This is a genomic window from Candidatus Manganitrophus noduliformans, assembly GCF_012184425.1.
Lineage (GTDB): Bacteria > Nitrospirota > Nitrospiria > SBBL01 > Manganitrophaceae > Manganitrophus > Manganitrophus noduliformans.
In genome coordinates this window covers 550,384-576,739 of sequence record NZ_VTOW01000003.1, presented here as the reverse complement: position 1 = coordinate 576,739, position 26,356 = coordinate 550,384, and the positions used below count along the sequence as shown (strand labels likewise).

Below are 26,356 nucleotides of genomic sequence, written 5' to 3'. Positions count from 1 at the left end.
AGGAGAAAGCGTGCGAAATGATCTAACAAAAACGTCTGCAATCAAGGGTCATTATTCTTATGTTGGGAACCTCCTTCTAGCGTTACTTGGGGTTTTCCTGCTTTTACCTGAAAAGGCAGAGGGTGTCTGTAATCTGATCGGCTCCCTTACAAAACCCGATAGTGTGACCCAGACCCGCTGCACCCAGATGCGGACCACTCCCACTGATCGCCTCGCACCTGGTTTTGATCCCTCGAAACTCCTGACACACAGCTTCCCAGGAGAGATAGGGGGGACCGCTGCAATCGATAGCGCCCTCGAGCTTTTCGTTGTTCTCGGTCCTGGAGAGATCACAGGAAATCCGTTCGGCCAATTGCTTGATAAGACCAGCACCATCTGTAGCGAGATGGGTGGTCCGATCGGACATGAATGCCAGGGTCTAAATAATATCAGCCTGGGCCTTGCAAAATTTAACACGGCGACACAAAAAGATATCCCGCCAAGCACGGGGCCTTGCTTCGATACAGGTCCCGATCCAGACGTAGAAATCACGGCGTCAAGCAGCCCGAGCAGTTTCAGCAATCCTCCTCCACACGCCCAGATCGACTGTCCCTCAAATAACACGGCCGGCTATCTTTACAATAATTTCACGACGCAGGGAGATTTCTTCCCTTTCCAGCTAATCCATGTCGGCTTTGATAGCATTATTAGTTTCGAAGCGGTTCCCGGTGGAGCCACTTCCCCGAAAACACTCGTCCCCTGCACGGCTCCTGCCGGGTGGACCTGCGTCAACAGCAGTCAGACGGTGGAACAAGTGACCGGTGTGTTCAATGACCTGGGCACAGGATCTTTCGACGCTCCCGGCGCAGGGGACCAAGTGGTTGTCAACAATGTGGCCGCATGGTCCGTACAAGCCAAGGGTGATTTAAAATTTACCTCTCCAACGATTGCATGGACACAACAAATCACCGATCCTGATTTCTCCGGCGTTGCACTGGAAGGGTTCGATGAGTTGACATCCGGATCATTTACATACTGTCAAGGATCGCATGCCCCTGGCGGACCGTGTGAGGCAAGCAACGTACCCGAGACATCATATACTTCCGGCGACAGTCAACGAAACGGGACCTTTAGTACCCTGGGAGGAGATTGAATGAATGCCTTTGAGAAATTCACTTCTTCTCCTTTTCCTTCCTCGAATCGACGAAAGAGTGGATACTCTCCCCGCGCCATAGCCACTTTTCGGGTCCTTATCCTTTTCGGATTTACACTATGGATATTTTTAGCTTCTGGACAGCCTGCGAATGCGCAGGAATTCGTCATTTTCACTAAAACTCAGGATCAACGTTTCCCGGCTTGTAGCTCCGCCTCTGAAGCCCAATGCGAACGCTTTAACTCAAGTCAGCCGGCTTGCACCATCAATATTTTCAGTTGTCGTGGGTACGACCCAACACGGAACATCAGCTCCGGCTTGACCACACCGATAAACTGTCCCGACCCCCAAACAAATTGTCCTGCTCCCGCCGATGGCGCGCTCGAACTCTTCGTACACTTGGGACCGGGGGAAGCAACAGGCAATATGCATGGTCGAATACAGGGGGTGAATGGAAGCATCTGTAAAGAGATCTCATCAACGGATCCTTCCAGCGAACTTTGTGCAGGAGTGGGAAACCTTAACCTGGGTATTGAGAAATACAATCCGAAGAGTCAGGACGATAACGCCCCTTGTGTCGGAATTTTTAATGCCTCCTCTCCGACAGGAACCGGAGATCCGAATCCAGCCGAAGATTGCACGAACCCTACCGGGAATGGAAGCAATACAGCCGGGATGACCTCCGCCGACGGCTTCCACGGTTTTTCCGAGCAATTTTCCAGAAATGACGACTTCTTTCCGGGGGCCATCGAACATGCCGGATTCAAGTTCGATGTCAGCTTCAAATGGATGGACCAAAACACCCTTGCGACCTGTAATCAAAATCGAGCCGGGATGGTTCAGCATACTTCTAACTGTACCCATGCCTCACAGAGTGTTGAGCAGGTCACTGCGCTTGATTCCGATCTTGGGATTGGAACACGGGCAAATCCCGGACCGGGCGATCAAGTCGTTCACATCAATGTCCTCGGCTGGTCTGCTAGAAATAACGATGACATTTACACCACACCCGGAGATGCGGCCGCGCAAGCGACCGGTATAAATCCGAGAATTGCCTGGCAGCAAACGATCAAAGATCCGAACTTTTCCGGTCTTTCCGGCTATGATGATGAAATGAATGGCGCATTCACCTATTGCCACGGCGCCCACAACAACTCGGGGGATCCCTGTTTCTCTGTCGTCCTCCCCGATGCGATTTATCCGACCGGAACCAGCCAGACGATCGGCGATTTCAAAAGCTGCTTGTCTTATGATCCGTCGACTGGAAATACAGAGGGCGCTTGTCCATGAGTTATCTTAAAACGAATAAATTTCTCTTTAATACTTTAATGGCGCTCCTCCTCATGTTTTCGATCGTAGGGGAGGTCGGGGCACAACAGTCAGGTGCAACCGACTTTAATATTAACTCAAGCAGCATAGCCCAGCGGCGTGCCGGGAATGCGTCCAGTCCGACTAATTTCGCCAGGAACAATCCAGGTTTTGATCCTTGTTTAAGCCCGACCGGCATTCAAAGCGGTGCAAGATGTGACGGAGAGACAAACCCCGCATCGGGCACGATTCCACTCCTCTCGGCCAGAAACGTCGGTGGTGCCACGAACGATGATAACAACAGACAAGGCGGCTTCTTCCATGCAACCAGTTATGGGGCCGTGACCGACAATATGTTCGGCGCGGTCTCCAAAACCTGCGGTCCCGACAATATTTGCGATAACGCGGACGATGATCCGACGCTTTGCGGAGATCCCGCGTTCGACACCGGGGTCGTGACAGGCCAAAATTGCGGGAACCTCCGCTATAACCCGGTGCGACAGGAGATGCAGATCCCTATCGGCTCGAATAATTTCCACTCGGTGAATTTCCCCTTAAGACGATTCTTCTCATTGGAGATGGTTTCCGAAGACAAAGATCTGGATGCCGATGGTGTTGCGGACTATGACCTATTCGGAAGTCCTTCCGGATCGCCAATTCTCGCAACACCCGATCGGACCAGTTTTTGCGGGTACACGGCGCCCACCGTCTCGGAGTCCGGTGTAGCCGTGCCGAATGACCCCAATCTCAAGACTCCCTGCCAGGGCCCGCTGTTTTTTGCCGGTATTGGGACCGGCTTTTCAAGTGATTTTACTTTCAGACGCGCACCCTCTGCCGGAACATTTAATTGCGGAAAAGATCCTCGGTTGGCCACGGTGCAAACGACAACAGATCTTACCTGCAGCGTCATGGGAATCATTATGGAAACCCAGCTCGAAACCGGTTTTCCGGATCAACATACTGAGATAGGGGCCTATTTCCACGTTACGAATGCAGACTGTATCGGCTCCTCAAGCGGGATAGGGGGAAACAATGACTGCCACGCCTCGAACATTAATCCCGCCACCGGAAACACCCTTTCTCTCACGAACTCTCACACGCCTGCCGCCTTTCGTGGCGGGGGTGATCCTGTCCCGCCGATGATCACGGTCAATTGGGCGCAACATATCACCGATCCGGATGTGGCCGGAGCGATCGATCCTAATCAGCCTGCGGCATTCAGCGCAACAATGGCCGGCTCTTTTGAGATGTGCAACCGAGACGTTTGGACCACCTGCAACCAAACCTTCCCGGCGGTCAATGCGCCGACCGGGGAAAGCCAAACGCGGGGAGATCCCGACTTCTTAATCGGGACCGACCCGAACTAGGAAAACAGATGAAGTTCTCATATTTAATACTCGGTATTTTCTGTACAATCCTCCTGACAGAACAGATCTCCTATGCTCAATCGAATGACTTCTTCAGCTCCACGTCAACCGCCAACAGCCGTTTCAAAAACTCGGGGGATGCAAATGATTGTGCGAATTGTCCCGGGTTTAATCCGTGTAACGGGTCTACGATCGGTGGAACGACTTGTAACGGCAATGGACTGCTTCGCCAGACGCTCGTCGATGGCGCTCTCAACGTGACGCAAGTTGGGTTGGTCGGTCCCCAGGTTTGCATATCGATCTGCGTAGGGACGCCAAGCAATCCGACAAATGATTCGAAACTGGAAGTGAAGGTAAGCCCGCTTTTCGCGATGACCGGCCCCGGCGCCGTCACCGACAATATGTTTAATGTGGTTTCGGACCCGACCCGAACCGCCGCGGAGGTCACGGCCGGAACACCTGCCTTCGGCATGGGAAGCCGCGATCCCGCCCAATGCGGCAATACCGCCGGGGACGGAACGTTTGACCCTTCGATCGATCCCGGCGTACGTTCTGGTCTAAACTGCGGATATCTGAGAAACACCCCGGCCACCCAAGGACTATCCCTTCCCTCAGGGAATAACACCGTTTCAGCTGGCCAGACGATGGTAAGTCTGACAACGATGACGCTGACATCGAGCTCGGGAACCCCATGTGTCCTCGCAACCGATCCTCCTCGCGCAAACGATACAGGGGAGGGATGCGATTTAGTCGACTTTAATGCGGCGCCCCACGCATTTACCTCAAATGTCTTTCCGACCGGAAGCGACTGGACAGCGGGTCCGTTTACAGGAATCCCGAATGGGTTACACAATGAGTTCTCATTTAGCAGGGGAGTTGTTTGCCGTTCCGACACGGGAGACACAACCTGCGCGAGACAGAGTCTCGTTCAGGAAACCCAAACAGAGAACGGCACCTCCCATGCCGAATGGGCCTTTGTGTGGTCGACTCAGAATGTCGACCCCGCCGGCACTGCCTCGGGCGCGGCCACTTGCGGCAATCCGATCCATGGTGTCGCCCAAACGACAGGAGGGAAGATTTGTGTCCATTGGTATTCCAGCTACGAGGACTCTCCCTGTAAAATCATCGGCGCGTATGATCCGAATGCCGGTCCGAACATCTGCCGGGGGGTGGCCTCCGGATACGGATTCCTGGACGTTTCGGAAGGTTACTTCATCCGGGATGGGGATGCCGTCAGCACCACTCCGACCAGTTATCCGCTCGGACCACAGGCATCTTTTGGAATCATCGACGGAGCAACAAGCCCGTGATAGAGGATACAAAATAGAATATTTATCAATTGATTTTTTACCGAACTTTTTTATGCCATTTCTTACTTTTATACTTTACAGGGATATAAAAAACGGCTAAGCTTAGAGGCAGATTACATGGTATTTTTTAATCAGGAGGAAACAATGAACCGCCCTATAAAAAAGATTACCCTGTTTGTCCTAGGCATCGGCATCCTGGCATTTTCTGTCCAGGGCGCTTACGCCCAGGCGCTTGACTTCTTCAGCAATACGCAGTCGCTCGACAAGCGCTCGAGTGGAAGCGATGGCGCACCCGGCTTTAATCCGTGCGCCGGTGGGACCACTCAGACAACCACAGAATGCTCCGGCGCTCCGGGCGGCTCAGAGCCTCTCTTGGATGCACTCAACCTCGGAGATTCTGTGGCCAACACCGCCGGCCTCTTCGAAAAGACCGGACCCGGCGCCATCACAGACAACATGTTCGGAATTGTTGAACGCCCTGCAACCCCGCTTGTGTGCGGAGCACAGGGAGCAGGAGTCCTTGCCGGCGGCGTCGGATCGCTAAACTGCGGTGATGGAAAGTTCGATCCTTCAACGCAGGATCAAACGATTCCAACGTCAGGGACAAATCTCACCGGCGCAATGGCTGTCAACACCCCGATTGACATGACCTCTTGCGGGGCAGGGTCCACAATGGGCGCTTGCGCCAATGATGCCGCGCTGCACCGCTCTCAGGTAGAAGACGCCTTTGTTTGGAATCCGACCGGCTCCACGGTGAACCTTCCGGTCAATACCGCGAACATGCCGACAATCATTGCGGCGCCGGCAGCCAAAACCTGCGCTGCAGGAAGCGCTGCAAACCCCGCTGTCTGCGGACAAGCCTCCATGATCGAAACAACCGCGCTCGGCACAACCACCACGGTGGTCGTCAGCCTGGCAACCGATTGGGCGACAACCAACTCTGCGGCAGGTGCGATGGGAACGGCCCCGACTGTCAACTGGGAAAGCAAGATCGTCCAGAGTGAAATGATCGGAGGGGGCACTTTTGATCAAACGCTCTCCGGCAGCTTCACCTACAACGGCAGCGCTTTCACGGCAACACAATATCCGAGTGGTCAGAGCTTCACGATCCGTGCAGGGGGCGGCGGAACACCGGTTGAGAGCATTCCATAATTTAAGAAACAAGGAGGTAAGAACATGAATATCATTAAAAAGGTTTCAGCGGCGCTGCCCCTCCTGCTGGCAGGAATGCTGACCGTGGCCGGAACAGAAGCTCAGGCAGTTGACTTCAATATAAACACCCAACTGACCGATCTTCGTTCCGATGGTAGCAATAACAATCCGGGATTTAACCCCTGTCGGGGCGGAACCCGCTCGGCTGCCGGAGTTTGCGGCGGAGCCTTAGTCTTGGACGCGAGCGCCCTCGCCTTGCTGGATCCGGATAATCTTCAGACAGTCTTCCCAAGCCTCGGTCCGGGAGCTGTGACCGATAACATGTTCGGGATTATTTCCGGGCAAGATGCCAGTGGAACGCCGATCCCGGTGACTGCCTGCGGAGAGGTCACCAACGCCTCCTTGGCCGGGTTGAACTGCGGCGACCTTCGGTTTAATCCGAGCACGCAAGGCCAAACCACACTTACCACAGATGCAAACACCCTTGTGACACCTGTGGCAGGGCTAGACATGAACAGTCAATTTGTCGCCGATTTTTGCCCCGGGCCCGCCGGCGCGCCGACAGACTGTTCGGACGGGGGAGGAACGCCTGCGCAAGTCATCGCCGCCCATACCGGATTCAATGTCACAAATGATTTCAACTTTATACGTCTGACCGGAACAACTTCTGAAATTACCGGATCCCAAAGCATGCGTCAGGTCACTGCGGTCAAAACGGCCAATATTGGGACCCAAGCGGCACCCGGAACCGGAGACCAGCTGGTTGAGATCAGCGCCGACTGGGCGACAACCGCAGCGAACCCTTCCTCGAATAACCCGGCAACAAATCCCAACAGTCTGACTGTAACCTGGACGCAGAATATCTCCGATCCGGATCAATCCGGAACGGGGGCCAGCTCGTTCACGCAGAACATTGCTGGAAGCTTCGTTTATAACGGTACTGCTGACGCCGTTTCCGCTCAATATCCAAGCGGAAGGACACAAACCGAGAGGAGCATCGGCGTTGCCGCCCCGGTGGGCGAATCGATGGTCTTCGATGCTGTTCCGTAACAGCATATAGCATTATCTTCGCCAAAGAGGAGAGGTCAAACGACCTCTCCTCTTTTTTTTGCTTTCATCTTTGACTTCGATATTACAAGAGACAATGTGGTTCTATTTTTTTCTCAATTTTCTAAAACTTTATGCAGATTCTTTAGACTTTATTGACAATACGGCCGCTCGTGGTAACCTATAAAGACAATTATAGGCTATCCCTGATCGGAGTGGACGTGAGGAAGTTTAGTTATCGACATCGATCGATTATTTTCTCCCTTATTTATTTAACTTTTGTTTTAAGTGGGTGCGGAGGCAGCGACGGCGGCCGGTCAAACACTGGTGAAGCGCCGAGCGACGATACCACTCCGCCTACTGTTTCTTCAGATCCGAGCCCGACACCGGTGAATGGCGCGACGCAGGTCCCTCTGAATACCAGCATCAGAGCCACCTTCAGTGAGCCGATCAACCCAGACACCCTTACCTCGAACACTTTTATTGTTCTTTCCGTGGGGATCTCTGGTGGCACAGCGGTTTCTGGAACGGTTGCCTACACTGCCGAGACAAAAACAACAACCTTCACACCAACCACTCTCCTGGAAATAGATACGACCTATACCGTTACAATTACGACGGCTGTCGAGGATGAAGCCGGCAACCCGATGGCCGCACCCTATTCATGGTCGTTCACGACAGGCTCGGCAATCGATAATAGTCCGCCTTCTTTTCCTGGGAACGATCCTCAACTCGTCGTCCAGGCCACCAGTTCAAATTCGATTTCACTCTCATGGGTCGCCGCGAGTGATAACACAACCACGCAAAGCCAACTCATCTATATTATTTGCCGATCGACTGTCTCAACAGATTGCACCGCCAATCCCTTTCCGACAGGAGGGAATGTGGTCATTACCGAGTCACAAGCAGGACAGACCACATTGGGAGTCAGCGGCTTAGGCAGCAACACAACTTACTATTTCGTGGTCCGGGTGAAAGACCAAGTCAATCTGCTCGACGGCAACACGGTCCAGGAATCGGCAACGACATTCGGAGCTTTCGTTTCTCTAGAAGCCAGCTTAAATAAAAACTCAAGTAAAGATGCGCGTGATCCGTCTATTGCAATTGTTGGAAGTACCCCTTACTTAGCTTGGTGGGAAGGAAATACGCCGGCAGACGTCTACGTTAAAACGTTTGATACCACATCCGAAACATGGTCTACAGAGACCAAGATCAATACTGTTGGAAATCACGCCCTTCAACCTAAGATCGCCTCCAACGGCGCTGCCACTCCCGTTGCTTACATTACTTACACCGAGTGTAATAGCGGAGGGGCGAATTGCAAAGTTTATGTCAAGCGGAATGTGGGAAGCACTACTTGGGACCTCGTTGGCGGGGAACTCAATGTGGATGGAACCAAATCCGCCGCCGACAGCGCCATTGCGTTTGATGGAAGCAACACGCCCTACGTTGTTTGGGTCGAGCCGGATGGATCGGGCATCAATCAAATTTATGTGAGCCATTTCAACGGATCGAATTGGGTCCAAGATGGGGACAGCCTGAACGTCGATGCAACAAAAAACGGATCTAATCCGGCAATCGCAATCAATGGATCAACGATTAAAGTCTCTTGGACGGAATGCATTCCGAATTTAAACGACTGCCAACTCTATGTGAAAGGCTGGGATTCAACGAACTCTACGTGGATACCCGCGAACCCTATTTCCTTAAAAGCAGGCGATCCCGGTCTTCCGTCTCGACCCGATGATGTTTCGCTCGGCTTTATAAACCAAGTCCTGCACGTTGTATGGCACGAGAATGCGAGTGTTTATGCTCGGAAAGAGCAGGGAAATACCTTCGTCTCAGTCGGGACCATTTCCACCGTCGTTTCGACTTCATCAAACGCCGCATTTGGATCGGCTACGACTGGTTCACAGGTTCCCTTCATCACCCTCGTCGATAACAGCAATGCTACGGCGAATCAGGGGCCGCACCTCTTCGTTAAGAAATGGGACGGCACCCAGTGGGTTACAGAAGGGGGTGGAGCGTTAAACATGACCGGTGGGGGAGGGTTCCAGACGATTACCTCTGCGATTGGATTTTCTGGGGGAACCCCCTACGTTGCCTGGGTAGAAAAAGGCTCTTGCCTTGTAAACAATGGATGCGGCCAGAACAATACAAACGCTTCCCAACTTTACGTGAAGCGATTAGAATAACCCGCTGCCATTTTGTTCCGAACAGATCCCTTTTTATCGTTGTCGACGATTCCTTGCAGTTCATTTCAGATCGTTACCTTGACATCTAACCGTCAATCAGGTAAAGTTTTATTTGTCTTTCTCTTTTCAAAGCAAGCACTTGTCGATATGAAACTTTCATTTTTATCCCCTACAAGATCATCAACGAGGATGGTCCATGGATCGACCTTGGCTGAAATTTTATGAGCCTTCCGTCCCTGCAAATCTCCAGTATCCACCCGTCCCTCTTCACCAACTCTTAATCGAATCGACCAAAAAATACCCCAATCAAAACGCAATCCTCTTTTATGGAAAGGGGATGACCTATCGCGAGCTGGATGAAGAGACCAACCGGTTCGCGCAGGCGCTCCAGAAACTCGGGGTTCGAAAGGGAGATCGCGTGGCGGTGATGCTGCCCAATATTCCTCAGTGCGTCATTGCCTATTACGGCGCGTTGAAGATCGGCGCGATCGTCGTCATGACCAATCCGCTTTATGTCGAACGGGAGCTTCAAATTCAGCTCGCCGATTCGGGGGCCGAAACGATCGTCGCGCTCGATTTTTTCTATCCTCGAATCGAGAAGGCGAAGCAGGGAACCGCGCTCAAAAATATCATCCTCACCTCCGTCCGGGACAAGCTTCCTTGGCTCCTCAGCCTGCTCTATCCGATCAAGGCGAAAAAAGAGGGGCAGTGGATTCACGTTGAAAAGAAACCGCCTATCTACGACATGATGGAAATCATGCGGCAGGCGCCGTCGAGTCCACCGGATGTCCAAGTTACAGAGACCGATCTGGCGCTCCTTCAATACACCGGCGGAACAACCGGTATTCCCAAAGGAGTGATGCTGACCCATAAAAATATGGTCGCAAATGCACTCCAGTGCCGTCACTGGATGCCGACCCTTGAGGAAGGAAACGAAGTCTTCCTCGCCGTGGTCCCGTTCTTTCACGTGTATGGCATGTCGGCCTGCATGAATCTGTCGATCTATCTCGGAACGACGCTGGTCCTTCTTCCGCGATTCGTTACGAAAGACGTGCTCCACGCCATTCAAAAAACGCGGTCGACGATCTTCATGGGGGTGCAGGCGATGTATGTCGCCATCAACAACTTCCCGAACGTGAAGCAGTACAACCTCTCCTCCATCAAAGTTTGCATCTCCGGGGCAGGGCCGCTGCACGTCGAAGTTCAACGGCAGTTTGAAACGCTCACCGGTGGAAAACTGGTTGAAGGATACGGTCTCTCGGAGGCAGCCCCCGTCACCCATGCAAACCCGATTCACGGAAAACGGAAGCCGGGGAGCATCGGCCTGCCGTTTCCAGACACCGAGGTCAAGGTGGTCGATATCGAAACCGGCACCCAGCCGCTTCCGATCGGAGAAGTCGGGGAGTTGATCGTCCAAGGCCCTCAGGTGATGCAAGGCTACTGGCAGAAATCGGAAGAAACAAATGCCGTCCTCCGCAACGGTTGGCTTCATACCGGAGACATGGCGAAGATGGACGACGAAGGCTACTTCTTTATCGTCGACCGGAAAAAGGATATGATTAAAACACGTGGAGAAAATGTCTACCCCCGCGAGGTAGAAGAGGTCCTCTTCCGCCACCCGAAGGTAAAAGATGCAGTCGTCGTCGGGTTGCCAGATTCCTTTTCCGGGGAAAAAATAAAAGCCTATCTGATTCTAAAAGAAGGGGAGAGCGCGACCGCCGAGGAGGTTTTAACCTTCTGCAGAACGGAGCTCTCCAAGTTTAAAGTTCCGCAGGAGATCGAATTTCGGAAGGAGCTGCCGAAGACGATTATCGGCAAGGTCCTGCGGCGCGTCTTGATTGATGAAGAAATGAAGAAACTGAAGGAGTCCAAATGAAAGAAATTGCGATTATCGACGGCGTCCGGACACCGATCGGGAATATGGGTGGGGCGCTGAAAGAAATCACGAACCATAAGATGGGGGAGCTGGTCGTCCGGGAAGTGGTGAAGCGGACAGGAATCGATCCCACATTGGTCGAAGAGGTCATCTTCGGCTGCGTCGGACAATACAGCGACGCGACCAACCTCGCCCGCGTGATCACCCTGATGTCAGGTCTGCCGATCACCACGCCGGCCTACACCGTGGCGCGAAACTGCGCCTCGGGGATGCAGGCGGTCGTAAACGCCTGCCAGAACATCCTCGCCGGCGACGCCGATGTTCAGATCGCCGGGGGGGTCGAGAACATGAGCCTGGCGCCGTTTGTCTCGCGCGACATGCGCTTCGGCCATCGGCTGAAACACTCCGTCATGATCGATTCGATCTGGGAGGGGTTGACCGACGGTTTCTGCGGCCAGATCATGGGCTATACGGCGGAGAATCTCGCCGAGGAGTTTAAGATTTCGCGCCAAGAGCAGGACAAATACGCGGTTGAAAGCCACAAAAAGGCTTTCCGCGCCACCCGCGAGGGAAAATTAAAAGAGGAGATCGTTCCGGTCTCCATCCCCAAAAAGGTCGCCGGAAAAGAGGTCACCCCGGAGCTCTTCGCACAGGACGAAGGACCCAACGTTGCCTTGAGCGAACAGATGCTCTCTCTCTATCCGACCGTCTTCAAGGAGGGTGGAACGGTGACCCCCGGCAATGCCTGTCCCATCAGCGACGGCGCGGCCGCCCTTTTGGTGATGTCGAAGGAGAAGGCCCAAGCGCTCGGATTAACACCGCTCGGTTATGTTCGATCCTACGCCTCGGTCGGCGTCGAGCCGCAGCGGATGGGAATCGGCCCGGCGCTCGCCATCCCCAAGGCGCTCAAAAAAGCAAACCTCTCCCTCTCCGATATTCAACTGATCGAGGTCAATGAAGCATTCGCCGTCCAATATCTTGCGGTGGAGCGGGTCCTCGGGAACAAGCGGGAGATCACCAATGTCAACGGCGGAGCCATCGCATTGGGCCACCCGGTGGGGATGAGCGGAACGCGTCTGATCATCACCTTACTGAAAGAGATGAAGCGCCGGAATCTCACCCTCGGCGTCGCCTCCCTCTGCGTCGGCGGCGGCCTTGGATCGGCGATGGTATTGGAGAGAAAATAACCGGATCAGAACAGCGGGAGCGAACAATGTACATCTATAAAGCGGCAGTGATTGGTGCAGGAGCGATGGGATCGGGCATCGCGCAGGTGATTACCTACTCCGGTTTGCCCGTCGTTCTGAAAGATGTTGATCAGAAATCGGTCGACAGAGGAATCGAGGCAATCCGGAAGATCTATCAGAGCCGGGTCGACAAGGGAAAGATGACCGCCTCGGAGTTGGAACAAAAGATGATGCTGGTGACCGGCGCAACCGACTACTCCGGATTCTCCGATGTCGATATCGTCATTGAGGCGATCTTCGAAGATCTCGAGGTGAAACGAAAACTCTTCCAGGAATTGGAAACGGTTTGCCCCGAGAGCACGATCTTCGCCAGCAATACCTCTTCGCTTCCAATCTCCGCCATTGCAGCGGGAACGAAGCGGCCGGAGAAGGTGATCGGGATGCACTTCTTCAACCCGGCCCCCGTGATGAAGCTGGTGGAGGTGATCCCCGGCCTCGGCACTTCTCAGGAGACCATGGATGACGTGGTCGCCTTCACCGAAAGCCTCCGGAAAATTCCGATCCGGGTGCAAGAGTGCGCCGGGTTTTTAGTGAACCGTCTCCTGATGCCTTATCTCAATGAAGCGGCCCTGGCGCTGCAGGAAGGGTCGGCGCCGGCAAAACAGATCGATGAAGCGATCGTCGCCTTCGGGATGCCGATGGGGCCCTTTACCCTCTCCGATATGATCGGGATCGACGTTGCGGTGAAGGTCGCCGACATTCTCTACGATGCCTACGGCCCTCGCGTCACGCCGGCGGAGATTTGGACGGCGCTTTACGAGGCAAAGCGCTACGGGACGAAGAGCGGCTCCGGGTTCTACGAATATGGTGAAGAGAAGAAAGAGAGCCTGGATGCGATCATCGCCAAACTCCAGAAGCAGACCGGCAAAAAGGGGACCCGCTTCTCGGTCAACCGTCTGATGATGCCGATGATCAACGAGGCGGTCATCTCGCTGCAAGAGGGGGTGGCCACGGCAGGCGATATCGACATCGCCATGATGGCCGGCACCGGGTTTCCGCAAGATAAAGGAGGACCGCTCCATTATGCCGATCAGATCGGCGTCGATGTCGTTCTCTCTGAACTACAGGCACTCACAAAGGAACTCGGCCCACGCTTCTGGCCGGCACCCATGCTGAAACGAATGGTGATGGGGGGTTATCTCGGCGTGAAAACGGGAAAAGGATTTTTCACCTATACATAAGGAGGCCGGTTTGGCGAACCAATTCATCAACTACACTCTGGAAGATCGCGTTGCGACAGTGACGATCAGCAATCCCCCGGCGAATGTCCTGACAACCCCTTTGGTCAAAGAATTAGATAAAGTATTTGATGAGCTTTCCGGAAAGGATGATGTGAAAGTCATTATTTTAACCGGATCGGGAACCCTCTTCGTCGCGGGGGCCGATATCAAAGAAATCGGTTCGATCACCTCCCCCAAACAAGGAGAAGAACTCGCCCTGATGGGACAAGCGGTCTTCAATAAGATCGAGCAGATGCGGAAGCCGGTCATTGCGGCCATCACCGGTTTCTGTTTGGGGGGAGGAATGGAGCTGGCGATGGCCTGCCATATGCGGATCGCGGGGGATCGCGCCCGGATGGGACAGCCGGAGATCAATTTAGGAATCATCCCGGGATTCGGAGGAACGCAACGCCTGTCGCGTCTGGTCGGCAAAGCGAAGGCGATGGAGATCATCCTGACAGGCGACATGATCAACGCCCAGGAGGCGAAAGCGCTCGGTCTGGTGAATAAAGTGGTTCCGGAAGGGGAGGTGCTGAAGCAGGCGGTCGGATTGGCGAAGAAGATCGCTTCGAAAGGAATGAAGGCGATTGCCGCCGCGATGAGCGCCATTCAAGAGGGAACCACGCAGCCGTTGTCTCAAGGGCTGACCCTGGAGGCGAAGCTCTTCGGACAGATCTGCGACACCCGCGACATGAAAGAGGGGATCTCGGCTTTTATCGAAAAGAGGCAGCCGAAGTTTCAAGATCAGTGAACAGGTGAGCTCCTTACCCCGCATCCATATGGAATGGAGGAACAATGGAATTTAACTTCAGCGAAGAACAGACCATGCTCCGCGATATGGTCCGGAAATTTACCGACAATGAGGTCAAGCCGGTCGCCCAGCGGATCGACAAAGAGCACAATGTCGATCTCGTAAAGGGAATCTTCAAGAAAGGGGCCGAGCTGGGACTCTGCGGGATTCCTTTTCCGGAGCAATACGGCGGCGCCGGGTTCGGCGAGCTTGGATATTGCATCCTTCTCGAAGAGCTCTCTCGCGGATGCGCCTCCACCTGCGTGACGTTCGGCGCGCATATCGGGCTGGCGGGAACATCAATCCTCCTGGGCGGGACCGAAGAGCAGAAACAAAAATATCTCATCCCTTTGGCGCAAGGACAGAAGATGGGAGCCTATGCGCTCACCGAGCCGGGAGCCGGATCGGATGCGGCGAACATACAGCTCTCCGCCAAGCGGGACGGCGACCACTACATCTTAAACGGCACCAAACTCTGGATCACCAACGGCGATATCGCAGATATCGTGGTCGTCTATGCCGTCACCGACCCGGCGCTCAAGGCCCGGGGCGGCATCACCGCCTTTATTGTCGAGACGAACACCCCCGGTTTCTCCGCCAACCGGATTCAAGACAAGATGGGCCTGCGCGGCTCGGCGACCGCCGAGCTGGTTTTTCAGGATGTCCGTGTCCCGAAGGAGAACATTCTGGGCGAAATCGGCAAAGGCTTCATCATCGCGATGCAGACGCTGGATGAATCGCGGCTCTCGCTCGCCGCCGGCTGCATCGGGGCGGCGAAAGAAGTGATCTCGATGTCGGCCGATTTCGCCAAGAAGCGGGTCGCTTTCGGACAGCCGATCGCTCATTTCCAGGCGATCCAATTTATGATCGCGGAGATGACCACGGAAGTCTACCTGATGGAATCGGTCGTCTATCGGACCGCCTGGATGTATGATCAGGGAAAGAAGATCCCGCGGGAAGGGGCGATCTGTAAGTTGTTCTGCACGGAAGCGCTCGATCGAATCGTCGACAAAGCGGTTCAAATCCACGGCGGAAACGGCTTCATGGGAGAACATCCGGTGGAGCGCTTCTACCGGGACTCCCGGATCAACCGAATCTTCGAAGGGACCAATGAAATCCAACGGCTGGTCATCGCCGAAGATGTCCTGAAAAAGGGAGGATTTTAATCCAAATCGTCGTCCTCATCCAGCCGGTTCCCGATCTCTCCAAGGCCAGCGTCAGCAAAAGCCAAGCGCTTCTCATCGAAAAGGGACCGCGCGTCATGAACCCGGCCGACCGAAACGCGCTGGAGTTTGCGCTTCAAATCAAAGAAAAAGCAGCCGAGTGGAAGGCGACCGGTGGTCAAGTGGAGATCACCACCCTCATGCTCGCTCCGTCTGAATCCGAGGGAATTCTGAAAGAGACACTCGCGCTGGAAGCCGATCGCGCGGTCATCCTCTCCGACGCTGCTTTTTTAGCGGGGGATGGAACCGCCGCCGCGTCGGCCCTGGGGCAAGCGGCGGCCAAACTGAAAGCCGATCTCGTTTTATGCGGCGAAGGGGCGATGGGTCACCGGGTCGCGGAGGAGATGAACCTCCCCTCGGTTCATTCCATCAGCGGGATTTCATTCGATCAAGGCGCGTTGAAGCTCCTGTCCAAGAAACAAAACGGAGAGGAAATGATCAATGTCTCCCCCCCTCTCCTTGCGTCAGTCATCGCGGGAAGCAATACCCCCCGGATTGCCAATGCGATTAAAATCATGAAGGCCGCCAAAAAAGAGATCCTTCGATGGTCCCCCGCCGATCTCGGCTTAACGGCGGACAAAGTCGGCTCCGGCGCATCCGGGATGGAACGCGTACGATCCTTCACTCCGGACAGCACTTAATTGACCCAAAACACTTCGAAAAATTGACGCTCATCAAGAAGGTGTTATACTGATGAATGACATCAGCGTTGATGAAACCTGGACGCATCTCTTCGTCATCGTAGAAACTGAATCCGGCCGGCTGACCCAGGCCTCAAAGGAGATCCTTGGCAAGGGGCGGGAATTGGCCGACCAACTCGGAGTCTGGCTGATGGTATATCCCCGGCCGTTTCCCCTGGACAACGCAAAAGAGATCATCTCCTACGGCGCAGACCTCGTCTTTCGAACACCCTCTCCTTCGGAAGCCTCCCCGGCCGATCGCTTGCTTGGCGAGAAAGCTCGGTTGACCCACTTGATTGAAACAAAACGACCGGAGATCGTCCTCTTTCCCTCGAACGAGCGAACAACCCCACTGGCGGCCCGTGTCGCACAACATTTTCGAACCGGCCTCGTGACCGGCTGCACGGGAATGGCCCTCGATTTAACCGAGCGGCGACTCCTCGCCACGCGGCCTCTTTTTGATGGAAAACTTTTTGAAGAGTATACCTGGCCGGTGCGCCGTCCGCAGATGGCGACCCTGGCCGCCGGCGCCTTCCCGGAAGGATTTTCAGACCCGTACAGGGAGGGACAGATTGAGGAGATATCGAATTAAGATGAAGGAGAAAAGATGAATATTGCCGTCTGCATCAAGCAGGTTCCGGCCTCGGAATCGAAGGTGAAGCCGTCCGCGGATGGAAAAGACATCGATCGGACCGGGCTCACCTACGTCGTCAATCCTTATGATGAATTCGGCGTGGAAGAGGCACTAAGAATCAAAGAGCGGCTCAAGACCGGCCAGGTGACCGTCTTCACCCTCGGTCCTGAAAAGGCCGCGGAGGCGCTCCGGACCTGTCTCGCGGTCGGAGCCGATCAAGCGGTCCACATCAAAGACGCACCCCTGGAAGGGGGGGACGCTTACGCCACCGCCGTGGCGCTGGCGGCTGCGCTGAAGCGAAATCCGTACGATATTCTCTTCTTCGGGCGTCAAGCCATCGATGATGACGCCGGGGCGGTGGGAATTCACGTCGCCGAGATGATGGGGCTTCCGCACGTCGCCGGGATCAACAAACTGGAAATCGATCCCCAGGCCAAAAAAGCGATCGCCCATCGGCAGATTGAAGGGGCGATCGAAGTGGTGGAGGTGACCCTTCCGGCCATCTTTACCTGCCAGAAGGGGCTGAACGAGCCGCGATACGCTTCACTTCCCGGCATCATGAAAGCGAAGCAGAAACCGCTCACAGTGCTGACGCTGGCCGACCTTGGCCTCGATCCGGGCCAGGTCGGATCGAACGGAGCGAAGCTGGTCGTGGAAAAGATCGAATCTCCTCCCGTTCGCTCGGCCGGAAAAATCATCGAAGGGGAGCCGGCCCAAGCGGTGGCCGAACTGGTTCGGGTGTTACGCGAGGAGATCAAGGTCCTCTAATCGGGTTTGATCTCGGTTGGTAAAAAGTGTATGGCGCAAGAAAACGTCCAGGATTCCCAAACCGGGGAAGCGGAAAAACAGGGCCGAGCTAAAAGGGCGCTGGTCCTGGCCGGCGGCGGGATTCCCGGCTGGATGTATGAAATCGGATGCCTGACGGCGCTCGACGATTTCTTCGACGGCTTCTCGGTGAATGACTTCGATATTTATGTCGGAACCAGCGCCGGGGCCGCCGTCGCCGCGCTGATCGCAAACGGCGTCAAGCCGCGGATGATCTACGACGATATCAAAAACGACCGAAAGACGCCGTTCAACTTCGCCAGGCGGGACATCTACAGCTTCGGCTATCAAGAAACATCGCATATCATCAAGAAGTTCCTAAAATCGCTTTACCCGATCTTTCGGTACTATATCAAAAGCGGTCGAAAGGTTTCGATCCTCGACCTTTTGGAGTTCCTGCAGGAGAGTCTCCCTTCGGGAATCTTTACGTTGAAGAATTTTGATCTCTACCTTTCCAATTTCTTCTCCCAAGAGGGATACACCAACGATTTTAGAAAACTGAGGAAAGCGCTTTACATTCCTGCGGTCGATGTCGATGTGGGACGATATGACGTATTCGGTGAAGAGGGATTTGATGACGTGCCGATTTCCCAGGCGGTCATCGCCTCTTCCGCCATGCCGATTCTTTTTCAGCCGATTCAGATTCGAGGGAAAGATTACATCGACGGCGGGGTGGGGCGCGTCGCCTATATGGATATCGCCATGAACCACGGCGCCGAGATGATGTGGATCATCAATCCGGTCCAATACATCGTGAACGACCGAAACCGGGTCCGCCTGCCGTCGCTTTCCGCCGACGGAAAAGCGGTCGGGATCAGAGAAAAGGGGCTCACGTACATCTACGATCAGGCGATGCGGGTCAACACATCGACCCGCATGTACCTGGCGATGAAACGTTATATTTCCGAACATCCGGCAAAGCAGTTTATTTTAACCCAGCCCAAACCGTCGGAGGCCTTCATGTTCGCGCACCACGCGGTCAGCTATAACACCCGCGCTCAGGTCCTCCGGTACGGTTACCATTCGACCATGCAGGCGCTGCGAGAGGAATTCGCTTACTACAAGGATTGCTTGAATCGGAATCAAATTGAGGTAACGCTCGACAAGTTCAAGGAACCGTGACGATTGAAGGAGGCATCATGCCAGGGATTTTGGTTTTTGTGGAACAACGGGACGGCAAGGTCAAACGGGTCGGATTGGAAGCGCTCGGCGCCGCCCGTCGGCTCATTCAAAAGGCCGGCGGAGAGGTGGGGGCGGTGTTGATCGGAGATCGGATCGCATCGGAGGCGAAAGGCTTGGCTGCCGGCGGAGCCGATAAAGTCTATCTGGCTGAAGCGCCCGAGCTGCGGCTCTACTCGTCGGAAGGGTATGCCTCCATCCTCGCCGACGTCGCGAAAAGAATCCAACCCTCGCTCATTCTCATGGGAGCGACCGCGATGGGAAAAGATCTCGGCCCCAAGCTGGCGGCCAAACTCAAAGGTCCCTTCATGGGAGACTGCATCGGTTTGGAAGTCGGAGAGGGGGGCGTTGCGACGGCGACCCGCCCGATCTATGCCGGGAAGCTCCTCTCAAAACTGACGAGCCGGCAGCCGACCCTTCAAGTGGCCACGCTCCGGCCGAATGTCTTTCCGGTCCATCCGCCCGATCCGGCCCGCGAGCCGGTCATCGAAAGGGTTGCTCCCTCCGTCGATCTTGCAAAATTGGGCGATAAGGTAAAAGAGGTCGTCGCGACGGTCGGATCAAAAGTCGAGTTGACGGAGGCCCGTATCATCGTTTCCGGGGGGCGGGGATTGAAGGCGCCCGAAAACTTCAAGCTGGTTGAAGAGCTCGCCGAGGCGCTCGGCGCGGCGGTGGGGGCGTCCCGCGCCGCCGTCGATGCCGGATGGAAACCGCACGCTTATCAAGTCGGCTTGACGGGAAAAACGGTCTCGCCCGTTCTCTACGTGGCCTGCGGCATCTCCGGGGCGATTCAGCATCAGGCCGGAATGTCCTCTTCAAAATATATCGTCGCCATCAACAAAGACCCGAATGCCCCGATCTTCAAGATCGCCACCTACGGCATCGTCGGAGATATTTTCGAGATCCTGCCGCTTCTAACCGAGGCCGTCAAAAAAATGACGGCCGAGGGGTGACAAAAAAGTAGGGGCACGACAGGTCGTGATGTCGTGCCCCTACAGAAATGCAAACCGTGGAACTATTTCTTTCCTAAGATCGAGTCTTTCGCCGCCTTCGCAACGCGGAATTTCACCACGCGCTTCGCTGGAATTTTGATCGCCTCGCCCGTCTGCGGGTTCCGTCCCATTCTCGCCTTACGATTGACCAGAACAAGCTTTCCGATTCCGGGAAGGGTAAAGGTGTTCTTCGCTTCCCGGTAGGCGAGCCCGGCCAATTCATCGAGAAATTGAACCGCTGTTTTCTTCGGGAGACTGGTCTTCTTTGAAAGGGTGTCGGCGATCTGAGACTTGGTCATGGCTTTGGCCATACGTTCATCCTCCTTATAGGTAGAAGTACGATTGATCCAATCTTGCCAAGGCGGGCGCCTCACGCCTTGGCTGTGACAATCATCGGAGCGGGCCACGCGTCTTTCTTCAGGACTGAATGAACTCCTCAGTCGGGAGGGGGGCCCCTTCACCCTCCCACCAGATAAGATCGTGAGAATATATACTGAAATTCAAGAGAGGTCAAGAGAAGAAAATACAAAAAAAGAATTCTTTAAAAAGCTTCTCCTCTATGGAAGCGGGCTGATATGCGGCTCATACAGGACTTGAATCACATTTCCGTCCGGGTCCGCCATGTAAAAAGAGTAGCTCCCGTCTCGGTGCCGCTTCACCGGTTTGACGATCGGAACACCGGCCCTCTCCATTTTTATAGCCATGGCATCGACGACCGACTCGTTCTCCGCAATGAATCCGAAATGGTCGAGTCGCTGCCCCTTCTCCTCGGCCGGCGTCTCTCCCGGCGGAATCTGATGAAGCGCCAGATTGTCCGACCCGAAGCTCAGATACAGATTCTCAGGATCGGGCTCCCAGACGATGCGCATCCCAAGAATTCCCTCGTAAAACCGGCGCGATTTTCCGATATCGGTGACCTTCAGCGCCAAGTGTCTTAACCCCTTGAGCGGGAGCGGTTGCTTTTCATGAGACATCGATTCCCCTCGTGCTTAAAGCAATTCGATCAACTCGTCGAGTTTTTCCTGCGCCCCGTAGGAGATTCCTTCCAGATCTCGATACGGAATCCGGAGCAGATCTTGACTATAGATCGCCCCCTGCCGCTGAAAGAGTTCGCCCAACCAGACCAAGCGCTCGCCGATCCGGGCCTGTCTCGCAATCCGCTCGATCTCTTCCGGAACAAGGTGGTACTCCTTCGCCAATGTCTCCGCCGTCTCTCCGGCGACCAATCGCCGCAGGATCGTCTGGTTTCTTCGGACCGGAGCGGTCAACGAGGAGACATCGAGGTAAACCTCTTCCCCTTCGACTTTGACGGCGAAGCAATCGACCTTCATCGACGGGGCTTCGACCATCGCGCCGGTTCGGACATCAAACCGCCAGAGATGCCAGGGACAGGTGACGATTCCATCCTTCACCGGTCCGTGCCCTAGTGGCCCCCCCTCATGCAGGCAGAGATTGTCGATCGCATAGACCGATCCTTCCGATCGAAAGAGCGCAATCTCTTTTCCCTCCACCTGGATGACCTTCCCCTTCTCCATCGGAATCTCTTGAAGCCGAGCCACCTTGACGAACTCTGCCGACATCTTTTCTCTGCTCTCCATGCTGACGTTAGTCGGATAGTGTACCTTGATGCCTTCCCTTTTTCAATGGACTTCTTGAAAACAGGTGAGGCGTAAAGCGTGAGGGGACGCCTCGCGTTATTTTTCCTCTTCGGAAAGTACGGCGATTTCGTCGATCGCGGCGGGATTTTCGATGGAGGTGAGATCTCCCAGAGATTGTCCGAGAAGCTTTGCCCGGATGACACGGCGGACGATTTTGGCCGATCGGGTTTTCGGAAGATCGGAGACGATGCGGATCGCTTTGGGGCGGAGCGCTTTTCCCATCGCCTCGGTTACCTGATCTGCAAGGCGCTGTTCATCGGCCGATTGCCCCGGCTTCAACACGACGAGACACACGATCGCTTCTCCCTTGATCGGATCGGGAACGCCGATCGCCGCCGCCTCGGAGACGGCGGGGTGTGAGATGAGGACCGACTCGATTTCGGCGGGGCCGACACGGCGGCCGGCGATCTTCATTGTATCGTCCGACCGTCCATGGAGGAACCAGTACCCCTCGTCATCGATCCGGGCCCAGTCGCCGTGAAACCAGATATTCGGCCATCGGGACCAGTAGGTGGCGAGATACCGGTCGCGATCCTTCCAGAAACCCCGCGTCATCGACGGGGCCGGCTTTTTACAAACCAGGTGTCCGGTCTCCCCGCGAACCGGTTTTCCATGATCGTCGAAGACATCGACATCCATCCCCAGCCCCGGTCCCCGCAGGGTGCACGGCTTCAACGGGGTGATCGGAAGGGGGGCGAGAAAACAGCCGATGATCTCCGTGCCGCCGGAGATGTTCATGATCGGAAGTTTTCTTTTTCCAATTTTCTCGAAGAACCAGAGATAACTTTCCTGATCCCACGGCTCGCCGGTGGAGCCGAGCATTCGAAGCGATGAGAGGTCGTGCCGCGCGACGGGGGCTTCCCCCGCGCGGATCAAAAGACGGACGGCGGTCGGGGAGATCCCGAGATGAGTCAGCCGATGGCGGTCGATCATCTCCCAGAGGCGATCGGGGGCCGGGTGGTTCGGCGCCCCCTCATAAAGGAAGACACATCCTCCCTGCAAGTGAACGCCGATGATCATCCAGGGGCCCATCATCCAGCCGATGTCGGTCAACCAGAAAAAGCGGTCCTCCGGTTTGACGTCGAAGTGATACGCCAGCTCCTTCCCGATCTGCATCAAACAGCCGCCGTGCGTGTGGACGGTCCCTTTCGGCCGGCCGGTGGTCCCCGAGGTGTAGAGGATCAAGGCGGGGGCTTCGGCGTCGAGCGGTTCGGTGGCGACCCGCTCCGACTTTCCCGCGACAAATTCGGTATACCAGCAATCACGCGACGAATCCCAATCGATTTCATTTCCGAGGCGGCGCAGAATGACTTTCTTCCGCAACGTCGGAATTTGAGCGGCGGCCTCATCGGCCGACCGCTTGATCTCAATGATTTTTCCACGCCGGAGCGAGCCGTCGGCGGTGAAGAGGATCTTCGCCTCGGCGTGCGCGAGACGGAGGGCGAGGGGGCCGGCGGCAAACCCGGAGAAGATCGGGATGCAGATCGCTCCGATCTTGAAAGCGGCATAGAGCACCGCCACCATCTCCAGCGACATCGGCATGTAGATTCCGATCGTATCGCCGGGACCGATCCCTTCCCGCCGAAGCGCATCGGCCAGGCGGGAGACCTCCCGGAAGAGCTGATCGTACGTCCAGGAGCGGACTTTTTTATCTTCTCCTTCCCAAAGAAGGGCGATCTCATTCGCGCGGGCGGGGAGATGGCGGTCGATGCAGTTCGTCACCAGGTTCGTCCGGCCGCCGATGAACCACTTCGTCCAGGGAAGACCGGCGGAGGTGTCGTAGACCTGTCGATAAGGCCGGTTCCATCGGATTCCGAGGTCCTTCGAGACCGCATCCCAAAATCGGCCGATATCCTCGACCGACCAGAGAATCAGCGCTTCATAAGATGAAAGTCCATGCCGCTGCATCAACCGCCAGACGTTCGACTGCCGGATGATCTCGTCGGAGGGGGTCCAAATGAGATCGTTCATAATGAGCATTATAACATTTCGTCCACCTGATGCCCATCCGATCCAAGGTTCCTCCTATTTGCATTAGAAGTGATCCTTTTTTGCACATCTCTTTCTCTACCGTTCACCGATATGTAAAGGATGTAATCAATTCTGCAATCCGCTGCAATTTCGTCATCACCTAGAAAGGGCTCTCCATCCCCCAATTCGTCTCTTTATCAAAGGTACATAGGTTGCACTCTTACCTAAAAGAAGTACAGTCGGGAGGAGGATCATGAAAAAAGGTTTTATAAAACAAGCAGTCCGTTATTTTGCAGTCGTCCTTATTATTCCTACCCTCATTTCCTGCGGGTCCAGCGGCGGTTCCAATTCGGAGAAGGACCCTGCAACCCCTTCTTCCCTCACCAATGAAACACCCCCCGCCACCCCCGCATCGACAGGGGAGCAGCCCTCAACGGAAGGGGCCACTCCGGCCTCGACGGCGACGGCGGTTCCGGTCGCTCAATCGGTCCCGATCGCCGATCCCGCCCCGGAAACCGATCCGGTGACTGAAGACGCAGGGGGCGGCCCATCCGACGGAGACGCTCAGTGGCAGGCGCTGGGGGCCCGCGTGAACGCGGCGCAACGGGGAGCGGCCGTCTGGTTGACCCTCGCGACAATCGAAAACGCTCCGGTCGTGTCCTGGGAAGAAGACGGAAAAATTTACTCCGGCTTTTGGAACGGAACCGGATGGGGGGTGGAAGGTCCTTTGAATGTGAACCCCAATGAAGCCGCCTCTCTTCCCTCCCTCGCATCCGACGGAGAGCGGCTCTTCCTCACCTGGATTGAAGGGAGATCGCTCTATCTGGTCAGACGAGAGGAGGGTGCATGGTCGACCGTCGCCGTTCAAACGTACCAGGATGGTTGCGGTCCGGCCAATGCCGCTTTGGACGTTCGTCAGGGGGTTCCGACCGTCGCATGGGATTCCTTCTGCAGCGACAGCCGATACGCCAGCACGCGGGTCCAGCAGTGGGCCGGCGCCTGGGTCGATCTCGGCGGGGTCGGATCACACTACGCCGATGCCCCCTCGCCAAGGAAGTATGCGCTCGGCGCCGACGATCAGAACCTCTCCCTTGCCGTTCTGATGCAGAACGCCGCTTCGGAAGGGATCGAATTGGCCCTTTTTGATCGCACCGAGGAGAGCTGGCTTCCCGCCGGCGGCCCGGCCAATGATCCGTCGACTTTTTTCTCCTCCACCTTCTCCCTCGCCTTCGTTCAGGACATTCCAACCCTTGCGTTTCAGCAGGGGGGAATTCAGGCAAGACAATGGAACGGGGAGGCCTGGGTCACCCTCGGCTCACCCCTCTCCCAGGAGGGCGTTGATCCCGCGTTGATGGAAGTCAAAGGGGAACCGACCCTCGCCTTCGGCGGATCGAGTGTGGAAGTTTGGCGTTGGAACGGCACCGCGTGGACCCGGAAGGGGGAGCCCCTGAATGAAACCTCCGGCTCTTTTTCTTGGTCCACCTCGCTTGCCGCTTCGGGCCAACGGCTCTATGCCGCCTGGATTGAAAATGGTTTTGTCTTTGTAAAAGCCCTTCCGGTCCAATGATGTATTGTTTACCCGGCATACCGCCGTGAATACCGCCGGGCATACTCCCAGGCATACTCCCAGACATATTCATTGACGCGCGTCCTAGAAAGCGTTACGCTCTGACCGTTGAAAAGATCGGAATGGACGGAACAACAAGGAGGTCGTTATCGAATCTGTCCTCATTATCGGATGCGGATATGTCGGGTTGCCGTTGGCAAAGGGGTGGATCGAAAAAGGTTTCAGGGTCTACGGCACGACCCGGAGAGTCGAAAAAGTCGATCTTCTCAGAAGAGAGGGGATCGAGCCGATCGTCGTCGATCTCTTAAAACCTCCTTTTCGACTCCCGCAGGCCGACTGGGTTTATTTCCTGGTGTCGGGATCGCAGGAGGAGACCCTTCCCCGCGCCATGACCCATACGATCGCCGCGCTCCTGGAAAACCGGCCCAGTCGGTTCATCTACACCAGCAGCACCGGCCTTTATGGAGATTACTCCAACGGATGGGTCGATGAATCGTCTCTGCGCCGCGCAAAACATCCCGCCGGGGCGCGTCTGATCGAAACGGAGGATATGCTCTTTACCGCCGTCGAAGAGGCGCAGTTCCCGGGAGTGATCGTCCGGCTCTCCGGAATCTACGGACCGAATCGAATTCCCGGACGCGATCAAGTTCTAAAACGGGGGACCCTCCGCGGCCGACCCGAAAGTTACCTGAATTTGATCCATCTCGACGACCTGATTCCGCTCCTCCTGGCGACGGCCCCTTTATCAAAAACGGGAGAGTGTTATCTTTTCTCCGACGATCATCCGGTCCGGCGGGGGGATTACTATGCTTTTCTTGCAAAAAGGCTCGGCATTTCCGATTTCGCTCCTCTCTGGAATTCGTCCGATGAACCGGCCGCCGGTCGGAGATGCCGAAATCAGAAAATGAAGGAGCATTTCCAAATCGATTTGAAATACCCTTCTTACCGGGAGGGGTTAGGCGCCCTTCTTCCGGTCGGATAAA

The 26,356-nt window shown here is 55.4% G+C and carries 23 protein-coding genes; 19 read left to right on the top strand and 4 right to left on the bottom strand.

Features of this window, described 5'->3' with window-relative positions; all coding sequences use genetic code 11:
* The first annotated feature begins 10 nt into the window (after nt 1–10).
* The 17 genes from MNODULE_RS17275 to MNODULE_RS17195 all read left to right on the top strand — a co-directional run bounded on the left by MNODULE_RS17275 (nt 11) and on the right by MNODULE_RS17195 (nt 20,138).
* Nucleotides 11–1,132: a hypothetical protein gene (locus MNODULE_RS17275; RefSeq protein WP_168062149.1), complete on the top strand. Its 1,122-nt coding sequence runs from the start codon at nt 11–13 to the stop codon at nt 1,130–1,132.
* Nucleotides 1,133–2,422, top strand: coding sequence for a hypothetical protein (locus tag MNODULE_RS17270; RefSeq protein ID WP_168062147.1), 1,290 nt, complete (start codon nt 1,133–1,135; stop codon nt 2,420–2,422).
* On the top strand, nt 2,419–3,807 hold the full coding sequence (locus MNODULE_RS17265) for a hypothetical protein (RefSeq protein ID WP_168062145.1): 1,389 nt from the start codon (nt 2,419–2,421) through the stop codon (nt 3,805–3,807). Before MNODULE_RS17270 ends, MNODULE_RS17265 begins: the two co-directional genes overlap by 4 nt.
* Before the next feature lie 347 nt (nt 3,808–4,154).
* Complete coding sequence (locus MNODULE_RS17260; protein WP_168062143.1) at nt 4,155–5,117, top strand: hypothetical protein; 963 nt, start codon at nt 4,155–4,157, stop codon at nt 5,115–5,117.
* A 117-nt stretch (nt 5,118–5,234) separates the two neighbouring features.
* Nucleotides 5,235–6,269 carry a hypothetical protein gene (locus tag MNODULE_RS17255; protein ID WP_168062141.1) on the top strand — a complete coding sequence of 345 codons (1,035 nt, stop codon included), beginning with the start codon at nt 5,235–5,237 and terminating at the stop codon, nt 6,267–6,269.
* A gap of 24 nt (nt 6,270–6,293) precedes the next feature.
* Nucleotides 6,294–7,319: a hypothetical protein gene (locus tag MNODULE_RS17250; protein WP_168062139.1), complete on the top strand. Its 1,026-nt coding sequence runs from the start codon at nt 6,294–6,296 to the stop codon at nt 7,317–7,319.
* Nucleotides 7,320–7,537: 218 nt separating this feature from the next.
* Nucleotides 7,538–9,511 carry an Ig-like domain-containing protein gene (locus tag MNODULE_RS17245; RefSeq protein ID WP_168062137.1) on the top strand — a complete coding sequence of 658 codons (1,974 nt, stop codon included), beginning with the start codon at nt 7,538–7,540 and terminating at the stop codon, nt 9,509–9,511.
* Between the two features lie 196 nt (nt 9,512–9,707).
* Nucleotides 9,708–11,387 carry a long-chain-fatty-acid--CoA ligase gene (locus MNODULE_RS17240; protein WP_168062134.1) on the top strand — a complete coding sequence of 560 codons (1,680 nt, stop codon included), beginning with the start codon at nt 9,708–9,710 and terminating at the stop codon, nt 11,385–11,387.
* On the top strand, nt 11,384–12,574 hold the full coding sequence (locus tag MNODULE_RS17235; RefSeq protein ID WP_168062132.1) for a thiolase family protein: 1,191 nt from the start codon (nt 11,384–11,386) through the stop codon (nt 12,572–12,574). The genes MNODULE_RS17240 and MNODULE_RS17235 overlap by 4 nt, the downstream gene beginning before the upstream one ends.
* Nucleotides 12,575–12,600: 26 nt before the next feature.
* On the top strand, nt 12,601–13,815 hold the full coding sequence (locus MNODULE_RS17230) for a 3-hydroxyacyl-CoA dehydrogenase (RefSeq protein ID WP_168062130.1): 1,215 nt from the start codon (nt 12,601–12,603) through the stop codon (nt 13,813–13,815).
* A 10-nt stretch (nt 13,816–13,825) separates the two neighbouring features.
* On the top strand, nt 13,826–14,605 hold the full coding sequence (locus tag MNODULE_RS17225; RefSeq protein WP_168062128.1) for an enoyl-CoA hydratase: 780 nt from the start codon (nt 13,826–13,828) through the stop codon (nt 14,603–14,605).
* Nucleotides 14,606–14,649: 44 nt separating this feature from the next.
* Complete coding sequence (locus MNODULE_RS17220; protein WP_168062126.1) at nt 14,650–15,810, top strand: acyl-CoA dehydrogenase family protein; 1,161 nt, start codon at nt 14,650–14,652, stop codon at nt 15,808–15,810.
* Nucleotides 15,804–16,508, top strand: coding sequence for an electron transfer flavoprotein subunit beta/FixA family protein (locus MNODULE_RS17215; RefSeq protein ID WP_320412496.1), 705 nt, complete (start codon nt 15,804–15,806; stop codon nt 16,506–16,508). The genes MNODULE_RS17220 and MNODULE_RS17215 overlap by 7 nt, the downstream gene beginning before the upstream one ends.
* Nucleotides 16,509–16,560: 52 nt before the next feature.
* Nucleotides 16,561–17,139: a hypothetical protein gene (locus tag MNODULE_RS17210; protein WP_168062122.1), complete on the top strand. Its 579-nt coding sequence runs from the start codon at nt 16,561–16,563 to the stop codon at nt 17,137–17,139.
* 15 nt (nt 17,140–17,154) lie between these two features.
* On the top strand, nt 17,155–17,949 hold the full coding sequence (locus tag MNODULE_RS17205) for an electron transfer flavoprotein subunit beta/FixA family protein (protein ID WP_168062120.1): 795 nt from the start codon (nt 17,155–17,157) through the stop codon (nt 17,947–17,949).
* Between the two features lie 30 nt (nt 17,950–17,979).
* Nucleotides 17,980–19,128 (top strand): patatin-like phospholipase family protein, encoded by a 1,149-nt coding sequence (locus tag MNODULE_RS17200; RefSeq protein WP_168062118.1) that lies wholly within the window; start codon nt 17,980–17,982, stop codon nt 19,126–19,128.
* A gap of 17 nt (nt 19,129–19,145) precedes the next feature.
* On the top strand, nt 19,146–20,138 hold the full coding sequence (locus tag MNODULE_RS17195) for an electron transfer flavoprotein subunit alpha/FixB family protein (RefSeq protein WP_181071092.1): 993 nt from the start codon (nt 19,146–19,148) through the stop codon (nt 20,136–20,138).
* 62 nt (nt 20,139–20,200) lie between these two features.
* Here the strand turns inward: MNODULE_RS17195 and MNODULE_RS17190 are convergent, their stop codons facing one another.
* From MNODULE_RS17190 to MNODULE_RS17175, 4 genes are all read right to left on the bottom strand, one after another.
* A complete protein-coding gene (locus MNODULE_RS17190; RefSeq protein WP_168062115.1) occupies nt 20,201–20,488 on the bottom strand; it encodes an HU family DNA-binding protein in 288 nt (95 codons plus the stop codon).
* 246 nt (nt 20,489–20,734) lie between these two features.
* A complete protein-coding gene (locus MNODULE_RS17185; protein WP_168062112.1) occupies nt 20,735–21,151 on the bottom strand; it encodes a VOC family protein in 417 nt (138 codons plus the stop codon).
* Between the two features lie 15 nt (nt 21,152–21,166).
* On the bottom strand, nt 21,167–21,757 hold the full coding sequence (locus tag MNODULE_RS17180; protein ID WP_168062110.1) for a Rieske 2Fe-2S domain-containing protein: 591 nt from the start codon (nt 21,755–21,757) through the stop codon (nt 21,167–21,169).
* A 114-nt stretch (nt 21,758–21,871) separates the two neighbouring features.
* Nucleotides 21,872–23,806: an AMP-binding protein gene (locus tag MNODULE_RS17175; RefSeq protein WP_181071091.1), complete on the bottom strand. Its 1,935-nt coding sequence runs from the start codon at nt 23,804–23,806 to the stop codon at nt 21,872–21,874.
* 253 nt (nt 23,807–24,059) lie between these two features.
* Between MNODULE_RS17175 and MNODULE_RS17170 the strand changes: the two genes are divergently transcribed.
* Together MNODULE_RS17170 and MNODULE_RS17165 are read left to right on the top strand one after the other, a co-directional pair.
* The gene (locus MNODULE_RS17170; protein ID WP_168062108.1) at nt 24,060–25,373 is read left to right on the top strand and encodes a hypothetical protein; all 1,314 of its coding nucleotides are present in this window, start codon (nt 24,060–24,062) and stop codon (nt 25,371–25,373) included.
* 148 nt (nt 25,374–25,521) lie between these two features.
* A complete protein-coding gene (locus tag MNODULE_RS17165) occupies nt 25,522–26,355 on the top strand; it encodes an SDR family oxidoreductase (protein WP_320412495.1) in 834 nt (277 codons plus the stop codon).
* The last annotated feature ends 1 nt before the right edge of the window (nt 26,356 follow it).